This window comes from uncultured Eubacterium sp. (genome assembly GCF_934295145.1).
In the GTDB taxonomy this organism is placed as follows: domain Bacteria; phylum Bacillota; class Clostridia; order Lachnospirales; family Lachnospiraceae; genus Eubacterium_I.
Genome location: NZ_CAKRAS010000001.1, coordinates 102,493 through 121,499, shown reverse-complemented (window position 1 = coordinate 121,499; position 19,007 = coordinate 102,493). Strand labels below are relative to the sequence as shown.

Annotated in this window: 15 protein-coding genes and 1 other annotated feature; of the genes, 3 read left to right on the top strand and 12 right to left on the bottom strand. The window is 43.0% G+C overall.

Annotated elements, in window-relative coordinates; all coding sequences use genetic code 11:
• Positions 1-538 precede the first annotated feature (538 nt).
• From Q0I54_RS00500 to Q0I54_RS00480, 5 genes are read right to left on the bottom strand one after another with little or no spacing between them, the layout of a single operon-like run.
• Entirely contained in the window at positions 539-1,426 is an 888-nt protein-coding gene (locus Q0I54_RS00500) for a LysR family transcriptional regulator (RefSeq protein WP_296115563.1), read from the bottom strand.
• Between the two features lie 18 nt (positions 1,427-1,444).
• Positions 1,445-2,386, bottom strand: a complete 942-nt coding sequence (locus Q0I54_RS00495) for a thiamine pyrophosphate-dependent enzyme (protein WP_288775887.1) — start codon at positions 2,384-2,386, stop codon at positions 1,445-1,447.
• 11 nt (positions 2,387-2,397) lie between these two features.
• Entirely contained in the window at positions 2,398-3,582 is a 1,185-nt protein-coding gene (locus Q0I54_RS00490; protein ID WP_296115559.1) for a transketolase C-terminal domain-containing protein, read from the bottom strand.
• A complete protein-coding gene (locus Q0I54_RS00485; RefSeq protein ID WP_021737653.1) occupies positions 3,582-3,887 on the bottom strand; it encodes a 4Fe-4S binding protein in 306 nt (101 codons plus the stop codon). Before Q0I54_RS00485 ends, Q0I54_RS00490 begins: the two co-directional genes overlap by 1 nt.
• On the bottom strand, positions 3,868-4,467 hold the full coding sequence (locus Q0I54_RS00480; protein WP_296115557.1) for a 2-oxoacid:acceptor oxidoreductase family protein: 600 nt from the start codon (positions 4,465-4,467) through the stop codon (positions 3,868-3,870). Before Q0I54_RS00480 ends, Q0I54_RS00485 begins: the two co-directional genes overlap by 20 nt.
• Before the next feature lie 378 nt (positions 4,468-4,845).
• Here Q0I54_RS00480 and Q0I54_RS00475 point away from each other — a divergent pair, with 378 nt between their 5' ends.
• From Q0I54_RS00475 to Q0I54_RS00465, 3 genes are all read left to right on the top strand, one after another.
• Positions 4,846-5,850, top strand: a complete 1,005-nt coding sequence (locus Q0I54_RS00475; protein WP_296115556.1) for an ABC transporter substrate-binding protein — start codon at positions 4,846-4,848, stop codon at positions 5,848-5,850.
• Positions 5,851-5,950: 100 nt separating this feature from the next.
• On the top strand, positions 5,951-6,874 hold the full coding sequence (locus Q0I54_RS00470) for an ABC transporter permease (protein WP_288620069.1): 924 nt from the start codon (positions 5,951-5,953) through the stop codon (positions 6,872-6,874).
• Positions 6,874-7,668, top strand: a complete 795-nt coding sequence (locus Q0I54_RS00465; RefSeq protein ID WP_177974582.1) for an ABC transporter ATP-binding protein — start codon at positions 6,874-6,876, stop codon at positions 7,666-7,668. Before Q0I54_RS00470 ends, Q0I54_RS00465 begins: the two co-directional genes overlap by 1 nt.
• Positions 7,669-7,740: 72 nt before the next feature.
• Here the strand turns inward: Q0I54_RS00465 and Q0I54_RS00460 are convergent, their stop codons facing one another.
• From Q0I54_RS00460 to Q0I54_RS00430, 7 genes are all read right to left on the bottom strand, one after another.
• A complete protein-coding gene (locus Q0I54_RS00460; protein ID WP_296115553.1) occupies positions 7,741-9,927 on the bottom strand; it encodes a DNA topoisomerase III in 2,187 nt (728 codons plus the stop codon).
• Positions 9,928-9,989: 62 nt separating this feature from the next.
• Positions 9,990-10,466 carry an LURP-one-related/scramblase family protein gene (locus Q0I54_RS00455; RefSeq protein WP_296115552.1) on the bottom strand — a complete coding sequence of 159 codons (477 nt, stop codon included), beginning with the start codon at positions 10,464-10,466 and terminating at the stop codon, positions 9,990-9,992.
• Positions 10,467-10,692: 226 nt separating this feature from the next.
• Positions 10,693-11,718, bottom strand: coding sequence for a tRNA preQ1(34) S-adenosylmethionine ribosyltransferase-isomerase QueA (queA, locus tag Q0I54_RS00450; protein ID WP_296115569.1), 1,026 nt, complete (start codon positions 11,716-11,718; stop codon positions 10,693-10,695).
• 31 nt (positions 11,719-11,749) lie between these two features.
• Positions 11,750-14,167 carry a phenylalanine--tRNA ligase subunit beta gene (gene pheT / locus Q0I54_RS00445; RefSeq protein ID WP_296115550.1) on the bottom strand — a complete coding sequence of 806 codons (2,418 nt, stop codon included), beginning with the start codon at positions 14,165-14,167 and terminating at the stop codon, positions 11,750-11,752.
• Between the two features lie 290 nt (positions 14,168-14,457).
• A complete protein-coding gene (gene pheS, locus Q0I54_RS00440; RefSeq protein ID WP_296115549.1) occupies positions 14,458-15,477 on the bottom strand; it encodes a phenylalanine--tRNA ligase subunit alpha in 1,020 nt (339 codons plus the stop codon).
• 123 nt (positions 15,478-15,600) lie between these two features.
• Positions 15,601-15,826 (bottom strand) — a binding site (T-box leader).
• A 45-nt stretch (positions 15,827-15,871) separates the two neighbouring features.
• Positions 15,872-16,738, bottom strand: a complete 867-nt coding sequence (locus tag Q0I54_RS00435; RefSeq protein ID WP_296115548.1) for a YihY/virulence factor BrkB family protein — start codon at positions 16,736-16,738, stop codon at positions 15,872-15,874.
• Positions 16,739-16,928: 190 nt separating this feature from the next.
• Positions 16,929-18,800 (bottom strand): SpoIID/LytB domain-containing protein, encoded by a 1,872-nt coding sequence (locus Q0I54_RS00430; RefSeq protein WP_296115546.1) that lies wholly within the window; start codon positions 18,798-18,800, stop codon positions 16,929-16,931.
• Positions 18,801-19,007 lie beyond the last annotated feature (207 nt).

The following is a 19,007-nucleotide window of genomic DNA, read 5'->3' as shown; positions in this document are numbered from 1 at the left end:
ATCCAGAATACCAATGCGGCACCTATCAGAAACCAGACACCAAATATGTTGTCATTAATAAAAGTCATAATCTCCTGTGTCATAACTTACCTCCTAGTTTTTCGATTCCAAGGAATCTTTACTTAAAACGACACTGTTTTACAAGAAAGTATACTGTCAAACAAAAAAGAGATGCCATCTGCCGCTAGCCTGCAGATGACACCCCTTTGTGTCGCTATCAGAGTTTTTCTATTGCCCGGGCATTTGAACCACTATAAAAACAGGTAACAATTTGTTCGCAAATTCTGCCATCTGCCCTCACAGGATCCTTATCCCGGAAAATAGAAAAAGGCACCGGAAGCTTATTCTTCTCAGCACCTTTGCCTTTGATGTCTGTAATATTACCCTCATCGCGATAAAAAGTCAATGAAATTTATTAATTTTTTGTGAATTTATTTAATTCAGCAAATTTTCGTACATTCTGGCATTATTTTTGTGCAATTCAACCAGAGCACAATTTTTGCTATACGGAAGGTTAAGAATAGGCACCGTAACTCTCTTATGCTTCTTCTATCGTCTTATACTTTTCTATAACATGCTGGTAAAGCATTTTAACTGCCGGGGCAAGGAAGTTCGGGTTTAATGCTGATATGCCAATGACACGATGTGCCTCCGGCATCATTGGATAACGATCTACTTCATATGGAATGTCATTCATAACCAACTCCGGCATAATGCAGATACCAAGTCCGGCTGCCACCAGTGCAATCGTAGACAGATCATCCACAACGTGATAGTCCATCCGCACGTTTCCCAATCCATTCTGTTTCATGAAAATTGCGATATCCGCATCAGTAGTCTCCATCTGAGAGACAAAGACTTCGTCTTTCATCTCATCTGGTGTCATATATGGCGTATCTTCCCTTTTCCGATAGTCTTTTGGAACTACACAGAGCAGCGGATCACAATACAAAGGCTCAATTGGCAGATCTCCGGCGGAAGACATTGACAGAAAGCCAATATCTACGATTCCGTTTTTGATCCAATAAGATACATCCGCATAAGTTCCCTGATACAGCTCGATATTAATATCCGGGTACCGCTGATGGAAGGAATGGATAATGTCTGTCATCCAGTTTGTGCATACACTGGAAAAACAACCCATTTTCACATTTCCCATTTTCAATCCGTTCAGTCCTGCGATTGCCTGCTGCAGACTCTCATCACTGTTTAACACTGCATTCACATAGGGAAGCAGATGTTCTCCATAATTGGTCAGGGCAACCCCAGCCTTATTTCTCGTAAACAGGGAAAATCCCAGCTCCTGCTCCATCGATGCGATTGCATGACTGACTGCAGAAGGCGTCAGATTTAAAATCTCTGCCGCCTTCTGGAAACTTCCCTGTCCCACCACTGTCTGAAATACCTGATAGGATAACAAAGTCATCTATTTATTCCTCCCGGATTATCGTGCGCATTTATACTGAAGATCTTCCCAACGACGGTCAACTTCAGCCTGGAACTGTGCGATCAGATCCTCATTACCTGGCTTAAACAGATGTTTGAATCTGCCCTGTTCGCGCAAAAAGTCTTCAATTGGCAGTTTCTTCTTCGGTTCATATGTCAAACGCCATTTACCATGTTCTACTTCAAACATCGGCCAGTAACAGGTCTCAACTGCAAGTTTGCAGATTTTCATAATGTCTGCTGTATCATAACGCCATCCACGCGGACATGGAGTCATGATATTTAAGAAAGCAGCACCCTCTGTGTAGATAGCTTTCTCTGCTTTTTTGTGAAGATCGGAGAAATTGCCGATCATGGTTGTCTGACCAACATACGGAACATCATGATCTGCGATGATAGATGCCAGATCTTTTCTGTTCTGCATTTTACCGTTGGACTGTGTACCTACTGGCGTGGTTGTGGTATCTGCATACATCGGTGTTGCAGAAGAACGCTGGATACCAGTGTTCATATACGCACCATTGTCGTAACAAACGTATACCATATCATGATTACGCTCCATTGCTCCGGAAAGAGACTGGAAACCGATATCGTACGTACCGCCGTCACCACCAAAGGTAATAAATTTAAATGTGGCATCTTCAGGCAGACGGCCACGTTTTTTCAGCGCTTTGTATGCAGTCTCCACACCACTTAATGTAGCACCTGCATTTTCAAATGCGTTATGGATATAGCTGTCCTCCCATGCAGTATATGGATACATGAAAGAAGAAACTTCCAGGCATCCGGTTGCGTTACCGATAACGGCCTGATCTCCCTCATGCAGTGCGCGCAATACAGCACGAACTGCGATAGTTGCGCCACATCCTGCACACATTCTATGTCCCGGAGCCAGACGTTCCGGTTTGCTCATAACTTCTTTAAATTTATATTCGCTCATCACTCTGCCTCCTATTTTCTCAGACCGATATACTGATACTGTGTTACCGGTTTACCATTTTCTACTACATCTTCCAGTTCTGCAAATACATCTTTTGCTTCTTCAACAGTAAAATCACGCCCACCAAGTCCGTAGATGTAATTAATTGCTTCCATATAAGTTCTGGTGCGGTACAGACCAGCTGCAATCTCAGAACCAAGTGGTCCTCCATTTCCGTTGTAGCTCTCGCAACGATCCATAATGGCTACTGCCTTACAATTATTTTTGATTGCTTCTACGATTTCTTCTGCCGGGAACGGACGGAAAACACGCAGTTTCAGAACTCCGACTTTCTTTCCTTCCTCGCGTAGCTCGTCTACAGCCTCTTTTGCCGTTCCTGCTGCGGAACCAATGATGACCATCACATAGTCTGCATCTTCTGTCTTATATTCTTCAAAAAGGCCATACTCTCTGCCGGAAATTCCTGCAAATTCTTTGGCTACATCTAAGATGACCTGTTTTGCATTCTCAAGCGCAATCAGCTGATTTTTTCTACTTTCCATTACAAAGTTAGATACTGCATATGGTCCAACAGAAACCGGTTTCCCCGGATTTAACAAATACTCCTCCGGATGATATTCACCGACGAACTCTTTGACCGGTGCATCTTCTAATAATTCAATATTCTCTACTGCGTGACTGGTAATAAAACCATCCTGACAAATCATAATTGGCAGGCGGACATCTTTATGCTCGGCAATGCGGTATGCCTGAATAAAATTATCATATACTTCCTGATTGTTCTCTGCATAAATCTGAATCCATCCGGTATCGCGGGCTCCCATACCATCGGTATGATCACAGTTGATGTTGATCGGGCCGGAAAGAGTACGGTTTACCAGTGTCAGAGCGATCGGCATACGGTTGGAAGCTGCCAGCAGCAGTTCCTCCCACATCAGAGCCAGACCCGCGGAAGAAGTTGCAGTCAAGGTTCTTGCACCTGCAGCCTCTGCTCCAATACTGGCACTCATTGCAGAATGCTCACTCTCGACCGGAATAAACTCTGTATCGATCTCGCCATTTGCAATGTATGTGGATACCATCTGCGGAATCTCTGTGGACGGCGTAATCGGAAATGCCGGCATAACATCTGGATTTACCTGTTTGATTGCGTAGGCAACGGCCTCGTTACCTGACATACGTTCTTTGATTCCCATTATTCTACGCCCTCCTTCATTTTGATTGCTCCGAACGGACACACCTTTGCACAGATACCGCAGCCTTTGCAGTGATCTAAGTCAAATGCGCCTCTCTTCTGGTCTTTGACCGGAATGGAACTGTCCGGACAGACCGGTGCACACAGCAGACACTGTTTGCAGTTGTCCTCTAAATAAACCGGTGTATTATTTCTCCACTCACCTGTCTTAAAATATTTGGAAGTTCCTGCAGCAAATACCTGCATTCCTTCCGTCAGCCCTGTATGTGGAGTATGTTCATTGATTTTATTGATATCTGTTCTCATCTTCTCTCTCCTCTACAGCTGCAAAAGCCATTTCCAATGCTTTCATATTTCCATCAATTACTTCCGGTTTCTTTGCAAATTTATGTTTGTAAGAAGCACGCATCTCCTGTAAAAATGTTTCTTTCGACATAACACCTGTAGTCGCAACAACAGCTGCCAACATTGGAGAGTTCGGAAAATATTTTCCAAGTGCCTCCTCAGAAATTGTTCTGGCATCAATAGTAACGACACGTCCCTCATAACCATTTAATTGCGGCATGATTTCTTCTTTTGATTTTGCTGTATTTACGATGATGGCACCTTCTTTTTTCAATCCGGCTGTTACATCAACGGTATGTAATAATGTCTCATCAACAACTGCAACATAATCCGGATCATAAATATTGGAATGTACACGAATCACATCTGAACTGATTCTGTTGTAAGCAGTGATCGGTGCGCCCATACGCTCCGGACCGTACTCTGGGAAACCCTGTACATGTTTTCCGGTTTTAAAAGCTACATCTGCCAGAAGCAGTGCTGCAGTCTTGGCACCCTGACCGCCACGGCCATGCCATCTGATCTCAATTCCATTTTTCATGATCTATCTCTCTCCTTCTTATGCAACTGCGCGATCAGCGCAGTAAATAACATTAACTTATGAAATAAATTTCTTATTTTCATCAACTTTTAACATTATATCGGTGTACTTTTTGAATGTAAAGATATAAAATGACTTTTTTTCATTTTATAGATGAAACAATTTCATGTATCGTATCTGACAATGAAATTCAGGTACACAAAAACACAAAGCAGCGCAAAAAACAGATACCGTTCACACTCGCCATTCGCCAATTCTGTGCATTCATTGTTGACAAATATCTGTTTTATACTTATAATTTATCTTGTTATCACTTTTACGCATAAAAGTGTAAAAGTTTAAACCACTAAATTATAATGAATAAAGGGGAATTAAATCATGAAAAAGAAATTTGTATCACTGTTATTAGTTTCCGCATTAGCTGTTAGTATGTCAGCATGTGGAAGCTCAGACAAATCTGACAACGCAAAATCAACTACAAGTGCATCTGCTGAAAAGGATGCTGACACGTATCAGATTGGAATCTGCCAGTTACTGGAACATGAGGCACTGGATGCAGCTACCAAAGGATTCAAGGATGCACTAACAGAAAAACTTGGTGACAAAGTAACTTTTGATGAACAAAATGCACAGGGTGAAGCTACTAACTGTGGTACAATCTGCAACAAATTTGTATCGAATGATGTAGATTTAATTCTTGCAAATGCTACAGGCGCACTTCAGGCAGCCTCCTCCGCTACAGACCAGATTCCGATTCTTGGAACTTCTATTACTGATTATGCAGCTGCTCTCGGTATGAAAGATTTCACTGGTTCTACCGGCAAAAACATTTCCGGTACATCTGATCTTGCTCCGTTAGATCAGCAGGCTGCTATGATCAAAGAATTAGTTCCTGATGTCACCCAGGTCGGCATTCTCTACTGTTCTGCTGAGCCAAACTCCAAATATCAGGCAGTTCAGATTGAAAAATATCTTGATAAAGAAGGTATTGCTTACAAAGAATATACTGCTGCCGATTCCAATGAGATTCAGTCAGCTACAACAAACGCATGCTCTGAATGTGACGCTTTATATGTTCCAACTGACAACACTATGGCCGCATCCGTAGACGTTATTAAGAATATAGCAATTCCGGCAAAAGTTCCGATGATTGCAGGTGAGCAGGGAATCTGTGCCGGCGGTATTGCTACCTTATCTATCAATTACTATGATCTTGGCTATGAAACTGGTGAAATGGCCTACGAAATTCTGGTTAATGGTGCAGATATCAAAACAATGGAGATTAAAACAGCTCCAAAAACAACAAAAATGTATAATAAAGCAAACTGTGAAGCACTTGGCATTACTGTTCCGGAAGGATATGAGCCTCTTCCAGAAGAATAAAGCATTTACACTGCTTGATTTACTCTCGATTCAGGAATGTTAACAGCATTCCTGAATTCTGATTTTATAAAAGTAAAAAATAGAAACAGGAGTGAAAAATATGGTACTCTCATTAAGCGCCTTAGCTTTATTAAAAACTCTTCCGGGAGCATTTGCCCAGGGTATGATCTGGGGGATTATGGCTCTCGGAGTATACATTACATACAAAATCTTAAATTTTGCAGATTTGACAGTAGACGGTACACTGGCCACTGGTGGCGCTGTTGCCGTTATGTGTATTACCAGCGGAATTCCGACTCCACTGGCACTGATTATTTCCTGCCTGTCCGGAATGCTTGCAGGTCTGGTAACCGGCTTCTTGCATACCACTCTTGGTATTCCTGATATCCTTGCCGGAATTTTATCGCAAATTGCTTTATATTCCATCAATCTGAATATTATGGGATGTTCGAATGTCGCTGTCAGCGTCGACCAGTACCCTCTGGTTATATCCTTACGTTACATTCCAAAAACAATCGCAACGATTGCCATCTTCTTAGTTATTATCATTGCGGTATTATACTGGTTTTTCGGTACAGAACTCGGTTTTACGATTCGTTCCACAGGATGCAATCCAAATATGTCCCGTGCGCAGGGTGTCAATACCAACAAGGCAAAACTTGCTGCCCTTATTATTTCCAATGGTCTTGTAGGACTCTGCGGTGGATTATATGCACAATATCAGGGAAATGCAGACGTTAACATGGGACGTGGTGCTATCGTTATTGGTCTTGCTGCTGTTATTATTGGTATGGTTCTGGCAGAATCATTATTTGGGAAAAAATTAAACTTTATCGGAAGAATGGCCTTTGTAATTCTCGGAGCTGTTATCTATTATGTAGTTATCACTTTTGTACTCTGGCTCGGTCTTCCATCCGAAGATATGAAACTTTTCTCAGCAATCGTAGTTGCAGTTTTCCTTGCTGTTCCTTACGTTCGCGGAAAACAAAAATCATCTTTCCGTAAAGCAGGAGGTGCAAAATAATGCTGAATATTCAAAATGTACATAAAACCTTCAACAAAGGTACAATCAACGAAAAAGTTGCATTAAACAACCTCAATCTCACATTGCAAACTGGTGATTTTGTCACTGTCATTGGTGGCAATGGCGCCGGGAAATCAACCATGTTGAATATGATTGCCGGTGTTTACCCGGTAGATAAGGGGCAAATCATTATTGACGGTGTTGACGTTACCAGACAGCCAGATTACAAGCGTGCCACTTATCTTGGACGTGTATTTCAGGATCCGATGATGGGTACAGCTGCAGATATGGAAATTCAGGAAAATCTTGCCATGGCCAGCCGCCGCGGCAAAAAAAGAACACTTCGCTGGGGAATCACCGCTCAGGAAAAAAAGATATATCAGGAAAAACTCGCACAATTTGACTTGGGATTAGAAAAACGCATGTCCTCAAAAGTAGGGCTCCTTTCCGGCGGTCAACGACAGGCAATTACTTTACTGATGGCAACACTTCAGAATCCGAAAGTATTATTATTAGACGAACATACTGCTGCCCTTGACCCGAAAACAGCAGCCAAAGTTCTAAAATTAACCGAGACAATTGTTGCAGAAAATAATCTGACCACCATTATGATCACCCACAATATGCGTGATGCTATTCATTATGGCAACCGGCTTGTCATGATGCATGAAGGACAGATTATCTATGATGTCAGAGGCGAAGAAAAATCCGCTCTTCAGGTCTCTGATCTGATGGAAAAATTTGAGACAGCCAGCGGAGAGGAATTTTCCAATGACCGAATGATTCTCTCATAGATTTTAACCAGATATTTTTCTGAAAATTCAAGTCGAACGCACCAAGTCTTACGTGCGTTCGACTTGAATTGTTTACAATTTAATGTTTTTCAATGCGTCCAGCATTGCATTACTGCCGGTCTCCTGCTTCGCCTCTTTCTGTTGTTTCTTCAGATAATTCTGTACATCCCGTTTGGAAACTCCTGCGCCTTCTTTTTTCCGGCGCTCCTGGAATTTACTCAGACGCTCCTTATATCCACACTTACATACAAAAGAAGCATTTTCACCGCTTCCGATCAGTTCCATTCGTTTATGACACTGCGGACAGCGGGCATTTGTCGTCTTTGCGATAGTCTGCCGGTATCCGCATTCCCGATCCTGGCATACAAGCATCCGACTGTTTTTGCCATTTACAGCAAGCAGACGTTTCCCGCAATTCGGGCAAAGCTTGTTTGTCATATTGTCGTGACGGAAGGTTCCTTCCGCTGTCTTGATCTCTTTTACCAGATCCGTTGAATAGGTCCGAATCTCATTCATAAACTTTCGGTCAGATAGTTTTCCTTCCGCGATCCTAGACAGCTTCATTTCCCACTCTGCCGTCAGCTCCGGCTTGCGCAGATCTTCCGGAACCAGTTCCAGAAGCTGACGCGCCTTCGCTGTCGTATAAATATCTTCACCCTTTTTCTCTAATAAAAAACTGGAAAACAATTTTTCAATAATATCTGCCCTGGTAGCAACTGTTCCAAGTCCACCGGTTTCTCCCAGTGTCTTTGCCATTTCTTTGCTGCCACTTTCCATATAACGTACCGGATTTTCCATTGCAGCGATCAGAGTGCCTTCGGTAAATCGTGCCGGTGGCTTTGTCTTACCTTCTGTAAGACGGATATTGGAGATAGAAAATTCCTGCCCTTTTTGCATTACAGGGAGATTCTGGCGTTTTAATTCCTCTTCTTCCTCATCCTCGGACTGATTTTCATAAACCGCTTTCCATCCCATATGCAACGGACGGGTTCCTCTGGCGTAAAAATGTTCTCCTTCCACTGCTCCGGTCAATACAGATTCTTCGTATTCATACGCCGGATACATAACTGCCAGAAATCTGCGCACTACCATATCGTAGATTTTTCGTTCCTCATTACTCATATGGATATAATTTGGTGCCTGCTCCGTTGGAATGATCGCATGATGGTCGCTGACTTTTGCATCATTGACAAATGCAGGTTTCTTCGGCAGTTCGCGGCGAATCAGTGGAGCCGCAAATTCCCGGTAAACCCCTGCATTGATGGCCTGCAAACGCTCTTTGATCGTTCCCATGACATCTGCCGTCAGATAACGGGAATCCGTGCGCGGATAAGTCAGGACTTTATGATTTTCATACAACCGCTGCATGATATTCAACGTTTCTTTTGCAGAAAATCCAAATTTCTGATTCGCTTCCCGTTGCAGCTGTGTCAGGTCATATAATTGTGGTGCACCCTGCTTTTTCACCTTTGTATCTGCTTTTGTGATCTGCAGTTTCTTTCCGGATAATTTTTTCTGAATATTCGCTATCCGTTCCTTCTGAAAGCTGCGATAACTGCCACTTTTTTCATCTTTCCATGTAAATGTCACGCCCTCTGCCTGCAATTGCAGTCCGTAATATGGTTTTGGAACAAATTTCCGAATTTCTTCTTCCCGCTTTGCAATCATTGCAAGTGTCGGCGTCTGCACACGACCACAGGACAACTGCGCATTGTATTTGCAAGTCAATGCTCTGGTAGCATTTAATCCCACCAGCCAGTCTGCCTCTGCACGGCATACAGCTGCATGATACAGATTATCATATTCTTTTGCATTTTTCAGATGCTCAAATCCCTGGCGGATTGCTTTGTCTGTCACAGAAGAAATCCACAGACGTTTACACGGCTTGTGATTGTCCGCTTTTTTCAAAATCCAGCGGGCAACCAGCTCACCCTCTCGTCCGGCATCGGTGGCAATGACGATATCTGACACATCCTTACGGTAAATCTGTCGTTTCACTGCCTGATACTGCTTCCCCGTCTGTTTGATGACCTCAATATCCATCTTCTCCGGAAGCATTGGCAAATCTTCCATCTTCCAGTCTTTGTATTTTTTATCATAATGCTCCGGATCTGCCAATGTAACCAAATGGCCTAATCCCCAGGTTACGATATACTGACTGCCTTCCAAAGCTCCGTCAATTTTCTTTCCACATTTCAAAACTCTGCCGATATCCCGTCCAACGGAAGGTTTTTCGGCAATGACTAACGTTTTTCCCATATTCTTGCTAATTCTCTTTCTACTTTTTATTCTATTCTTCTTAGCCTTTGTAAAAGGGATATTTAAGAATTATTCTGTGAACAATTTGCCGCATCAATGGCCAATACCAGTAACAATGCCGGAATTTCATGCTTCGGATCATCAAATTCAATGGCATAGGTGTCACCCCAGCTCAGGATTTTTTTATGTACATGAACGACTGCACTGCATGCTTCATACACATCGTAATCCCAGCCCATGAAATCACCTTCTGCACGCCATCCCATGAAATCCACATCATATTTTGGGCGGAACAAAGTAAAACGCTGCTCTATGTGACCCATCAACTGTCCGTTCCATTCGATTTCAAAAGTTGGAAGTAAACAGAATAATTTCTGTTTGATAAATCCGATCTCATTGTGCGCCGCATCGTATACATGCAGGCGATGTCCTAATGAGATAAGTTCGTTTTTTACAAAATACTTCTGATTTCCCTGTTCATCGTAAATATCATATGTATCTGACCAGGAAAATACACGTTGTTTGATTAATAATTGCATATGTACTCCTTCTTATTCTTAACAGTCTCTAAGGGTCTCTTAAGAGATCTTTAGAGATCCTTAGAGAGCTTTAAATTTAGATTCTGTCGTAATTTTACCATTTTCATAATATTTTCACAATATTTGTCCTAAAAGATGAATCATCCAAACGTAAAAATAGCACCCATAACAGCCATACACTGTCACAGGCACTATTTATCCCACTATATTTTCTTAGAAATTATTTCTACTGAATAAACATCGCATCTCCGAAGGAGAAAAATCTGTATCCTTCCTTCACTGCTTCCTCATAAGCCGCCAGCACATGTTCTCTTCCTGCAAGTGCAGAAACAAGCATCAGCAACGTTGACTCCGGCAGATGGAAGTTTGTGATCAGACAATCCAGCACTTTGAATTGATAGCCCGGATAGATGAATATCTCCGTCCATCCGCTGCTTTCTCTCAGCATACCGTTTTCGTCTGCTGCAGACTCAATGGTACGGCAGCTTGTAGTTCCGACGCAGATCACACGATGTCCGTTTTTCTTCGCATTGTTGATCTTGTCAGCGGCTTCCTGTGTCACCATATAGAACTCTGAATGCATATGGTGTTCCAGGATATTGTCCACTTTTACCGGACGGAAAGTACCAAGTCCGACATGCAGGGTTACCTCCGCAATGTCCACGCCCATATCTTTCACCTGCTGAAGCAGTTCCGGTGTAAAATGTAAACCTGCTGTCGGTGCTGCTGCAGAACCGTCATATTTTGCATAAACAGTCTGATAACGGTTCTTGTCCTTTAACTGATGTGTGATATATGGCGGTAACGGCATCTGACCTAACTGATCCAGAATTTCTTCAAAAATCCCTTCATAAGTAAATTTGATCAGACGGTTGCCCTCTTCCACGATATCAATCACTTCACCGACTAAAAGTCCACCACCAAAAATAATCTTTGTGCCGACTTTTGCCTTTTTACCCGGTTTTACCAGTGTTTCCCAGACATCGTTTTCCTTGCGTTTCAGCAGAAGAATCTCAATTTTTGCCTGAGTCCCCTCTTTTTCACCAAACAGACGGGCAGGGATTACTTTTGTATTGTTTAAGACAAGGCAGTCCCCTGGTTTCAGAAATTGTGTGATCTCCCGGAACACATGATGGGAATACTCGCCTGTCTCTTTATCCAGAACCAGCAGTCTGGAGGAAGAACGATCCTCCAGCGGGTCCTGCGCGATCTGCTCCTGCGGCAGATCAAAATAATAATCTGTTACCTTCATTTCGTTTTCGTTCAATACAGACACCAACTTTCTATTGGCGCAGCTCGATACCCAGACGCTCCAGACCGTTCATGATCTTCTTCATGGCAGATGTGATATCTGCTTCTTCTAAGGTACGGTCTTTTGCACGGAAGGTCAGTTTGTAAGCCAGAGATTTGAATCCCGGTTTGATCTGTGCGCCCTCATAAATATCAAATAATTCATAAGACTCAAGAATCTTGCCGCCTCGCTCGTCAAATACCTTCTCAATATCGCCTGCAAGTACATGTTTCGGAACAACCATACTGAGGTCGCGGCTGACTGCCGGATATTTTGCAATGCCTTCGTATTTGCGGTCAAAAGTTGCACGGGAAACGATTTCCGGCATATCAATGACAGCAACGTATACGCGATCTTTAATGGAGTAATTTGCTGCAACAGTCGGATGAACCTCACCGAGGTAGCCGATTACCTGACCATCATAAATAACATTTGCCTGACGTCCAGGATGTAAAAAGGACAGTTCCGACTCCGGATCATACTCCGGTTTCAGATTCATACCTACTTTATACAGAAACTCCTCAATAACACCTTTCATGGTATAGAAATCGCCATCACCGTAGAATCCCAGTGTAAACTGCATGCGCTCTTCCGGAAGCTCTGTTACCGGCTCCTGTTTTGGCAGATAAATATTTCCTAATTCATACAGACGAACATCTTTGTTTCTACGATTGAAGTTGGTAGAAAGAGATGTCAGCATTCCATTTAAGGAAACGGTACGCATAATACTGAAGTCCTCTCCAAGCGGATTGGAAATAGTTACGGTATTACGCAGTGGACTGTCTGCCGGAAGTAATAATTTATCAAATACCTTCGGACTCTCGAAGGAATATGTCATTCCCTGTGAAAATCCACAGAACTGGGCAACTTCTCTTGCTACTGCCTCTACACGAAGTTTAAAGGAAAGTTTACCTGTTGTGGATTCTCCGGATGGAAGTGTGGTCGGAATATTGTCATATCCATAGAATCGTGCCACTTCTTCTGCGATGTCTGCATCACGGAGCAGATCCTGTCTCCAGGATGGAACGATGACTTCCTGTGTCTCCTCATCAAATCCAAGATCGATTTTTTTGAAATATCCAATCATTGTCTCTGCAGAAATATCAGTTCCAAGCAGACCATTGATCCAATCCGGATCAAATGCGATTCTTCTGCCTGTCATTTCTTTCTGGTATACATCAACGATACCGCCAACAACTTCACCTGCACCAAGTTCTTCGATGAGCTGGCAGGCACGGTTCATAGCCTCAATCGCATTGTTCGGATCCAGACCCTTTTCAAATTTGGAGGAAGCGTCAGTACGAAGACCTACTTTTTTGCTGGACAGACGGATGTTTGTTCCATCAAAGCAAGCTGCCTCAAAAAGCATTGTCTGAACATTGTCTGTGATCATGGAGTTTTCGCCACCCATGATACCGGCAAGTCCAATTGCTTTTTCGCCATCACAGATCATTAAAATACTGTCATCTAAGGTACGCTCCTGTCCATCTAAAGTAACAAATTTCTCTCCTTTAGCAGCACGACGTACTCGAATCTCATGGCCGGAGATTGTATCCATATCATAAGCATGCATTGGCTGTCCAAACTCTTCCATGACATAGTTTGTGATATCTACGATATTGTTGATCGGACGGATACCGTGGGAAGCCAGTCTGTGCTGCATCCACTTCGGTGACGGTGCGATCTTAATATTTTTTACTACACGGGCAGTATAACGCGGGCAAAGATCCGCATCTTCTACTGATACTTTAATGTAGTCGTTTACATCCTCTGAATTTCCAGTCTCTGTTACTACTGGCGGAATAAACTCTTTTCCGAAAGTAGCTGCTGCCTCACGGGCAATACCAAGGATGGAAAAGCAATCTACACGGTTAGACGTAATCTCGTACTCTACAACTACGTCATCTAATCCAAGGTAAGAGACTGCACTCGCACCAACCGGAGCATCTTCCGGTAAAATATAAAGTCCGTCCTCAGCCGCATCCGGATACATATCGGTAGTAGATCCAAGTTCTTCGATGGAGCACATCATACCATTGGACTCTATACCTCTTAATTTACCTTTTTTGATTTTGATGCCGCCTTCTACGACTTTTCCATCATGACCGCCGGCAACACGTCCGCCGTCTAATACGACCGGGACTTTTGCGCCTTCAAATACGTTTGGTGCGCCGGTTACAATCTGTGTGGTCTCGCCACCGATATCTACCTGGCAGATTACCAGTTTGTCTGCATCCGGGTGTTTTTCTACTTTTAATACCTGACCGATGACGATTTTTTCCAGATCCTCATCTAATTTTTTATATCCTTCTACTTTTGAACCGGAAAGTGTCATCGCATCCATGTATTCCTGCGGCTCTACTTCTAATTCCGGAACATATGCTTTTATCCAAGATAATGAAGTTGTCATGTTTTTTCTCCTACTAATCTATTATTCAAAAATGGTATTTCGCTTTGCTCGTGCAGTTTCGAAATTCTTTTTCCGTCGAAGTTTTCCAATGCACTTCTTTCGTGCAGATTCGAAAATCTTTTCCCTCAAAATTTTTCCTATGCACTTCTTTCGTGCAGATTCGAAAATCTGCGATTTTCTCATTGTCCGGCATTCGCCGTACAATCAGAGCTTTGACCATAAATACTCATTCAAGCCAGCTTGATTCGTATTTATGTTCCAACCTCTATCTGCACTTCTCAAAGCTAACGCTAAAATTGTTTTAAAAATCTGTCGTCATTCTCGTAAAGGAGACGCATGTCGTCGATTTCATATTTTAACAGTGCGATACGCTCCAGGCCTACACCAAATGCGAATCCGGAATATTCCTTTGGATCAATTCCGCTCATCTCAAGTACGTGCGGGTGAACCATTCCACAGCCGAGGATCTCAATCCATCCTTCACCTTTACAGAAACGGCATCCTTTTCCACCACATTTGAAGCAAGTCACGTCTACTTCTGCACTCGGCTCTGTGAACGGGAAGTGATGCGGACGGAATTTTACTTTTGTCTCCGGTCCGAACAATTCTTTTGCGAACTCCTGCAGGGTTCCTTTCAGATCTGCAAATGTAACACCCTTGTCAATTACCAGACCTTCGATCTGATGGAAAGACGGAGAATGAGTTGCATCTACTTCATCGGCACGGAATACACGTCCCGGTGCGATCATACGGATTGGCAGTTTGCCCTGCTCCATCACTCGAACCTGTACTGGAGATGTCTGTGTACGAAGCACAATCTTGTCATTGATATAGAAAGTATCCTGTTCATCTTTTGCCGGATGATTTGCCGGAATGTTCAGAGCCTCAAAGTTATAGTAATCATACTCTACTTCTGGTCCTTCTACGACTTCATATCCCATACCAACAAAGATACGCTCAACTTCTTCTAAAGCGATAGTATTCGGATGACCATGACCCACGCGGTTTTTCTTTGACGGGAGTGTTACGTCAATGACTTCTTTTTTCAGTTTATGCTCCAACTCCAGAGCTTCCATTTTCTTTTTGGTTTCTTCTAATTTCTGTTCGATGGCTGCTCTTGTCTCATTTACCATCTGACCAACCAGCGGACGCTCCTCCGGGCTGACATCTTTCATTCCTTTTAATACAGCAGTAAGTTCACCTTTTTTTCCAAGGAAAGCAACACGGACATCATTTAATCCGTTTAATCCCTCAGAATTTTCGATAGAAGCAAGTGCTTTTTCTCTGATCTGCTTTAACTTGTCTTTCATCTTTAATCTCCTTCTTTAATATAAATAAGTTCTTCTTATACATACGCCCGTCCTTTACACAAAGTACTTTTCACAGGAAATCCAAGGTAAGTTATCAGCCCATAAAAAAACGTCCCTTCATAAAAAAGGGACGAAAAATTTCCGCGTTACCACCCGGCTTCCCGACATGCATCGGACACTCTGATGCGTAACGTGCATGACCCGTCTGTTCCTACTTGACGTTCCGTTGTTCAAAACAGCAGCTCCAATGGGAAGTTCACCAGATGTCTTTCCTTAAGTGTATTCTCAGCCAATGTACACTCTCTCTGTAATCCGATCATCTGCCTACTAACATCTTCTCAGCTTTTAAAAATATCAAAACTAGCATTTATTCTAGCATAGCTTATTTAAAACATCAAGCGTTTTTATCCTGTTCCCGCTCTTTTTTTCTCTGACGCGCTTCCTGAATCTCCACCAACAAAATTTCAAAAAGGTTGTTGACCTCCGCGCACACCAGAAAAATATACATGCTGATATAAAGCCAGAACATCAATAACAAAATGGTTGTCAGACTTCCATACAGGGAAAATCCATTGAAAAAATTCACATAAACTGATAATCCAAAGGAAAAAACATACCATGCAGCAGAGCATCCTACAGCCCCGATCAACTGACTTTTAAATGTGGCTGTGCGGTTTGGCAGTACTTTATAAATAAACATAAAAAATAAAATCAGCACAAAAAATAAAATGAGCAGACGCAATTTCAAAATAATATCTGTCACAATGGACAAAATCGGTGCATACTGCACCAGCATGTTCTGAATCTTCTGACCAAATACCAGAAATACCATCAGTAAAATAATGACCAGAATCAGCACAAACGTCTCGATCATTGCGCGAAATCGCAGTACAAACCAGTTTCGTGTTTCATCAGTATCATAAACGATATTCAATCCATAACGAAGACTCTGAATGGATTTTGCTGCAGAATAAATCGCAAAAATCACCGCGATCGGCAATATCTTTGCAGAATTGGTATACACTTCATCCACCACGTTGATCAGCATCGGTGTGATCTTGATCTGTCCCGGAACCACCATCTGGATCACAGACAGCACGGTACTCTCACTCACCGGAGTAAATCTCAGCAACGACAGAAATACCAGTAAAAACGGGATTGCTGACATAATGATAAATAACGCCGCCTGTGCCGCATAAGCTCCAATATTATCTTTTTTCAATTTTGCTAAAAAGAAACGTATCAAATGCTTATAATCCATAAGTTCTCCCCTTTTGTATACAAAATTCCAGTCTCTTGTATATTCACATTCCGATAGGATATCAGATTTTTCCAATTTCAGCAAGTTTTTTCTCACAGCCTCTCTTTTTCCGCTCTTAAACTATATTTTCTGCAATACTGGTCTGCTCAAAATTTCATTATCCCACATTTCGGCAAACACACATTTTCCATTATTCACTTTCATCTTTATACAACACCGTCCCCGGGAAAAATTTCTCCAGAATATCCGTATACATCATTCCGCTTTTTGCCATGCCATCTGCACCATACTGGCTCATGCCAATACCGTGGCCAAGCCCTCCGCCATAAATCTCGTAAGTTCCATTTTCTTTTGCATCTATCGAAAAAAAGGCACTCGGAAGCATAGTAAGAGTATCTGCACTGTTTCCATTTTTATCCGTCAGGGAAACACATGCACTCCACAAAATTTTCCGGATTGCATTTTCATTGTAAATATGCGCTGTTCCGCCCGCAAAATCCAGGCACAGATCTATGATGCAACCGGATTCCGCCCGGTTCACTAAGCTTATTCCCGTACAAACTCCAAACGTCGAGGTATCCTGTGTCTGCGTTCCCGCCGCATCCGTCAGATACACTTTTCCATCTCGCTGATCTGCAGCAGTCTGAATACTCTGCAGCAGCTTTCCGTCATCCACTGCTGTCTGCAACACTGCTTTCCATCGAAAAAAACGGCTCTCACTGTCATATGCTGTCACCTGTCCATTCCGCAAAAAAGCATCCATATCTCCCGTTACTGCTGCGCCTGTCACAAGACTCTGTGTTCCAAGATACGCCACCGGCTTCTGCTGCCAGGCTTCCAGACCTACAGTATAGCCACAGGATGTAGAAAAATAATATACCGATGCGATCATCCCCTGATAGGTAAGTATCTGGCCCGCCGTGGCATTTACCGCATCTGTCGCTGTTTGGTTTTCATTTTCCGGCAGATACACCTGACAGGCCGTGGTATCATCCACATCCGCATGATACTGCTCATAGGACGTGCTCAACACCTGTAATGCGGCGTAGGTTCTGGCACAGACTGCCTGTGCTTTTAATGCCTCAGGCGCAAAAGATGCCGGCATTTCGCCTGGAACCACACCATACAGATAGGCTTCCATCCCAAGCTCATTTACCACCCAGTAAACAGACCCGCCCGCGCTCTGATAAATATGTAAGGTACCATTGTAACTTCCTTTTACTGAACCATTCTCATCCGTCAGACATATTTTTCCACCATCCACTGCTTCTGCTGTCACTTCTGATGTCCCATGTTCTGTCATCCATGCTCCGCAGTCAGAAACCACATTTTCCTCAAAAACCTGTTCTGTCTGTCCTGAATTCGCGTGTAGTTTCCAAGTTCCTGTCCCCGTCACAAATACAGCCTGCCGCTCCGGCTTCTGCCCGTGATCCTGCGACAGAAGCACGCGTACCGTTTGTGGAACTGAGATAGTAAGAGTATCTTTTCCCTGTCCGTTATTTTCCTTTTCTCCACTGTTTGCCGCCTCTTCACCTGCTTCGCTTTTTCCCTGCTCCAGTTCACTTTTTATCCCCAGAATCAGATTTTCCTGTACATAGACGATATAGCGTTTTCCATATGTCATCTGACAGCTTTGCAGATCACAGTCATAATTTCCGTTATCCGCCATGATCCGCTGTTCTCCCGGCACTTTTCCCAAATATTGAAGTTCCATTTCCGTCACGGAATCTTTTACCTGAAGCTTCTCTAACAGCAACTCATAACATTGGCACCACGTCTCTCTTGTCAAGTTCTGCTGTGATACCACTTCCTGTGAATCAGCACCATTTACTTTCAGCAGCCCCTCAAATTCCTCCCAGCTGTTCTCCATTCCAAGTTTTTGCAATACCACCTGAACATCTTCACCTGTCAGGGGATCATGAACCTCCGGAAGCACCAGTTTCCTTGTTTCCTCCGGGGTCAGAAAAGCAGCCTGAAGATATCCCGCCAGTTCTGCAGCCGCCACCTGATCCTCCTTCACGTTTTGTACTTTCAACTGTTCCTTTTTTCCTGCACTTATCACAATTACTCCCGCAAAAATAAACATACACGCAAGAAAGATTTTCATCTGCCATTTGCGTCTGCGCTTTTGGCGTATTCTTTGTTCCACGTACCTGCGTCCATAATTCTGCCTTGTCTTTATACCCATACACCGCCTGTCCCTTCTGCAACATCATATGCTAGTGTATGCAAAAAAATCAGGCATGATGCTTTCACATCATGCCTGACA

Coding starts and splice junctions, on each gene's coding strand:
- queA (WP_296115569.1), bottom strand. CDS start 11,718: ATGAAGGTAACAGATTATTATTTTGATCTGCCGCAGGAGCAGATCGCG.
- pheT (WP_296115550.1), bottom strand. CDS start 14,167: ATGACAACTTCATTATCTTGGATAAAAGCATATGTTCCGGAATTAGAA.
- Q0I54_RS00490 (WP_296115559.1), bottom strand. CDS start 3,582: ATGGGAATCAAAGAACGTATGTCAGGTAACGAGGCCGTTGCCTACGCA.
- Q0I54_RS00460 (WP_296115553.1), bottom strand. CDS start 9,927: ATGGGAAAAACGTTAGTCATTGCCGAAAAACCTTCCGTTGGACGGGAT.
- Q0I54_RS00465 (WP_177974582.1), top strand. CDS start 6,874: ATGCTGAATATTCAAAATGTACATAAAACCTTCAACAAAGGTACAATC.
- Q0I54_RS00475 (WP_296115556.1), top strand. CDS start 4,846: ATGAAAAAGAAATTTGTATCACTGTTATTAGTTTCCGCATTAGCTGTT.
- Q0I54_RS00480 (WP_296115557.1), bottom strand. CDS start 4,467: ATGAAAAATGGAATTGAGATCAGATGGCATGGCCGTGGCGGTCAGGGT.
- Q0I54_RS00435 (WP_296115548.1), bottom strand. CDS start 16,738: ATGGATTATAAGCATTTGATACGTTTCTTTTTAGCAAAATTGAAAAAA.
- pheS (WP_296115549.1), bottom strand. CDS start 15,477: ATGAAAGACAAGTTAAAGCAGATCAGAGAAAAAGCACTTGCTTCTATC.
- Q0I54_RS00485 (WP_021737653.1), bottom strand. CDS start 3,887: ATGAGAACAGATATCAATAAAATCAATGAACATACTCCACATACAGGG.
- Q0I54_RS00500 (WP_296115563.1), bottom strand. CDS start 1,426: ATGACTTTGTTATCCTATCAGGTATTTCAGACAGTGGTGGGACAGGGA.
- Q0I54_RS00495 (WP_288775887.1), bottom strand. CDS start 2,386: ATGAGCGAATATAAATTTAAAGAAGTTATGAGCAAACCGGAACGTCTG.
- Q0I54_RS00470 (WP_288620069.1), top strand. CDS start 5,951: ATGGTACTCTCATTAAGCGCCTTAGCTTTATTAAAAACTCTTCCGGGA.
- Q0I54_RS00455 (WP_296115552.1), bottom strand. CDS start 10,466: ATGCAATTATTAATCAAACAACGTGTATTTTCCTGGTCAGATACATAT.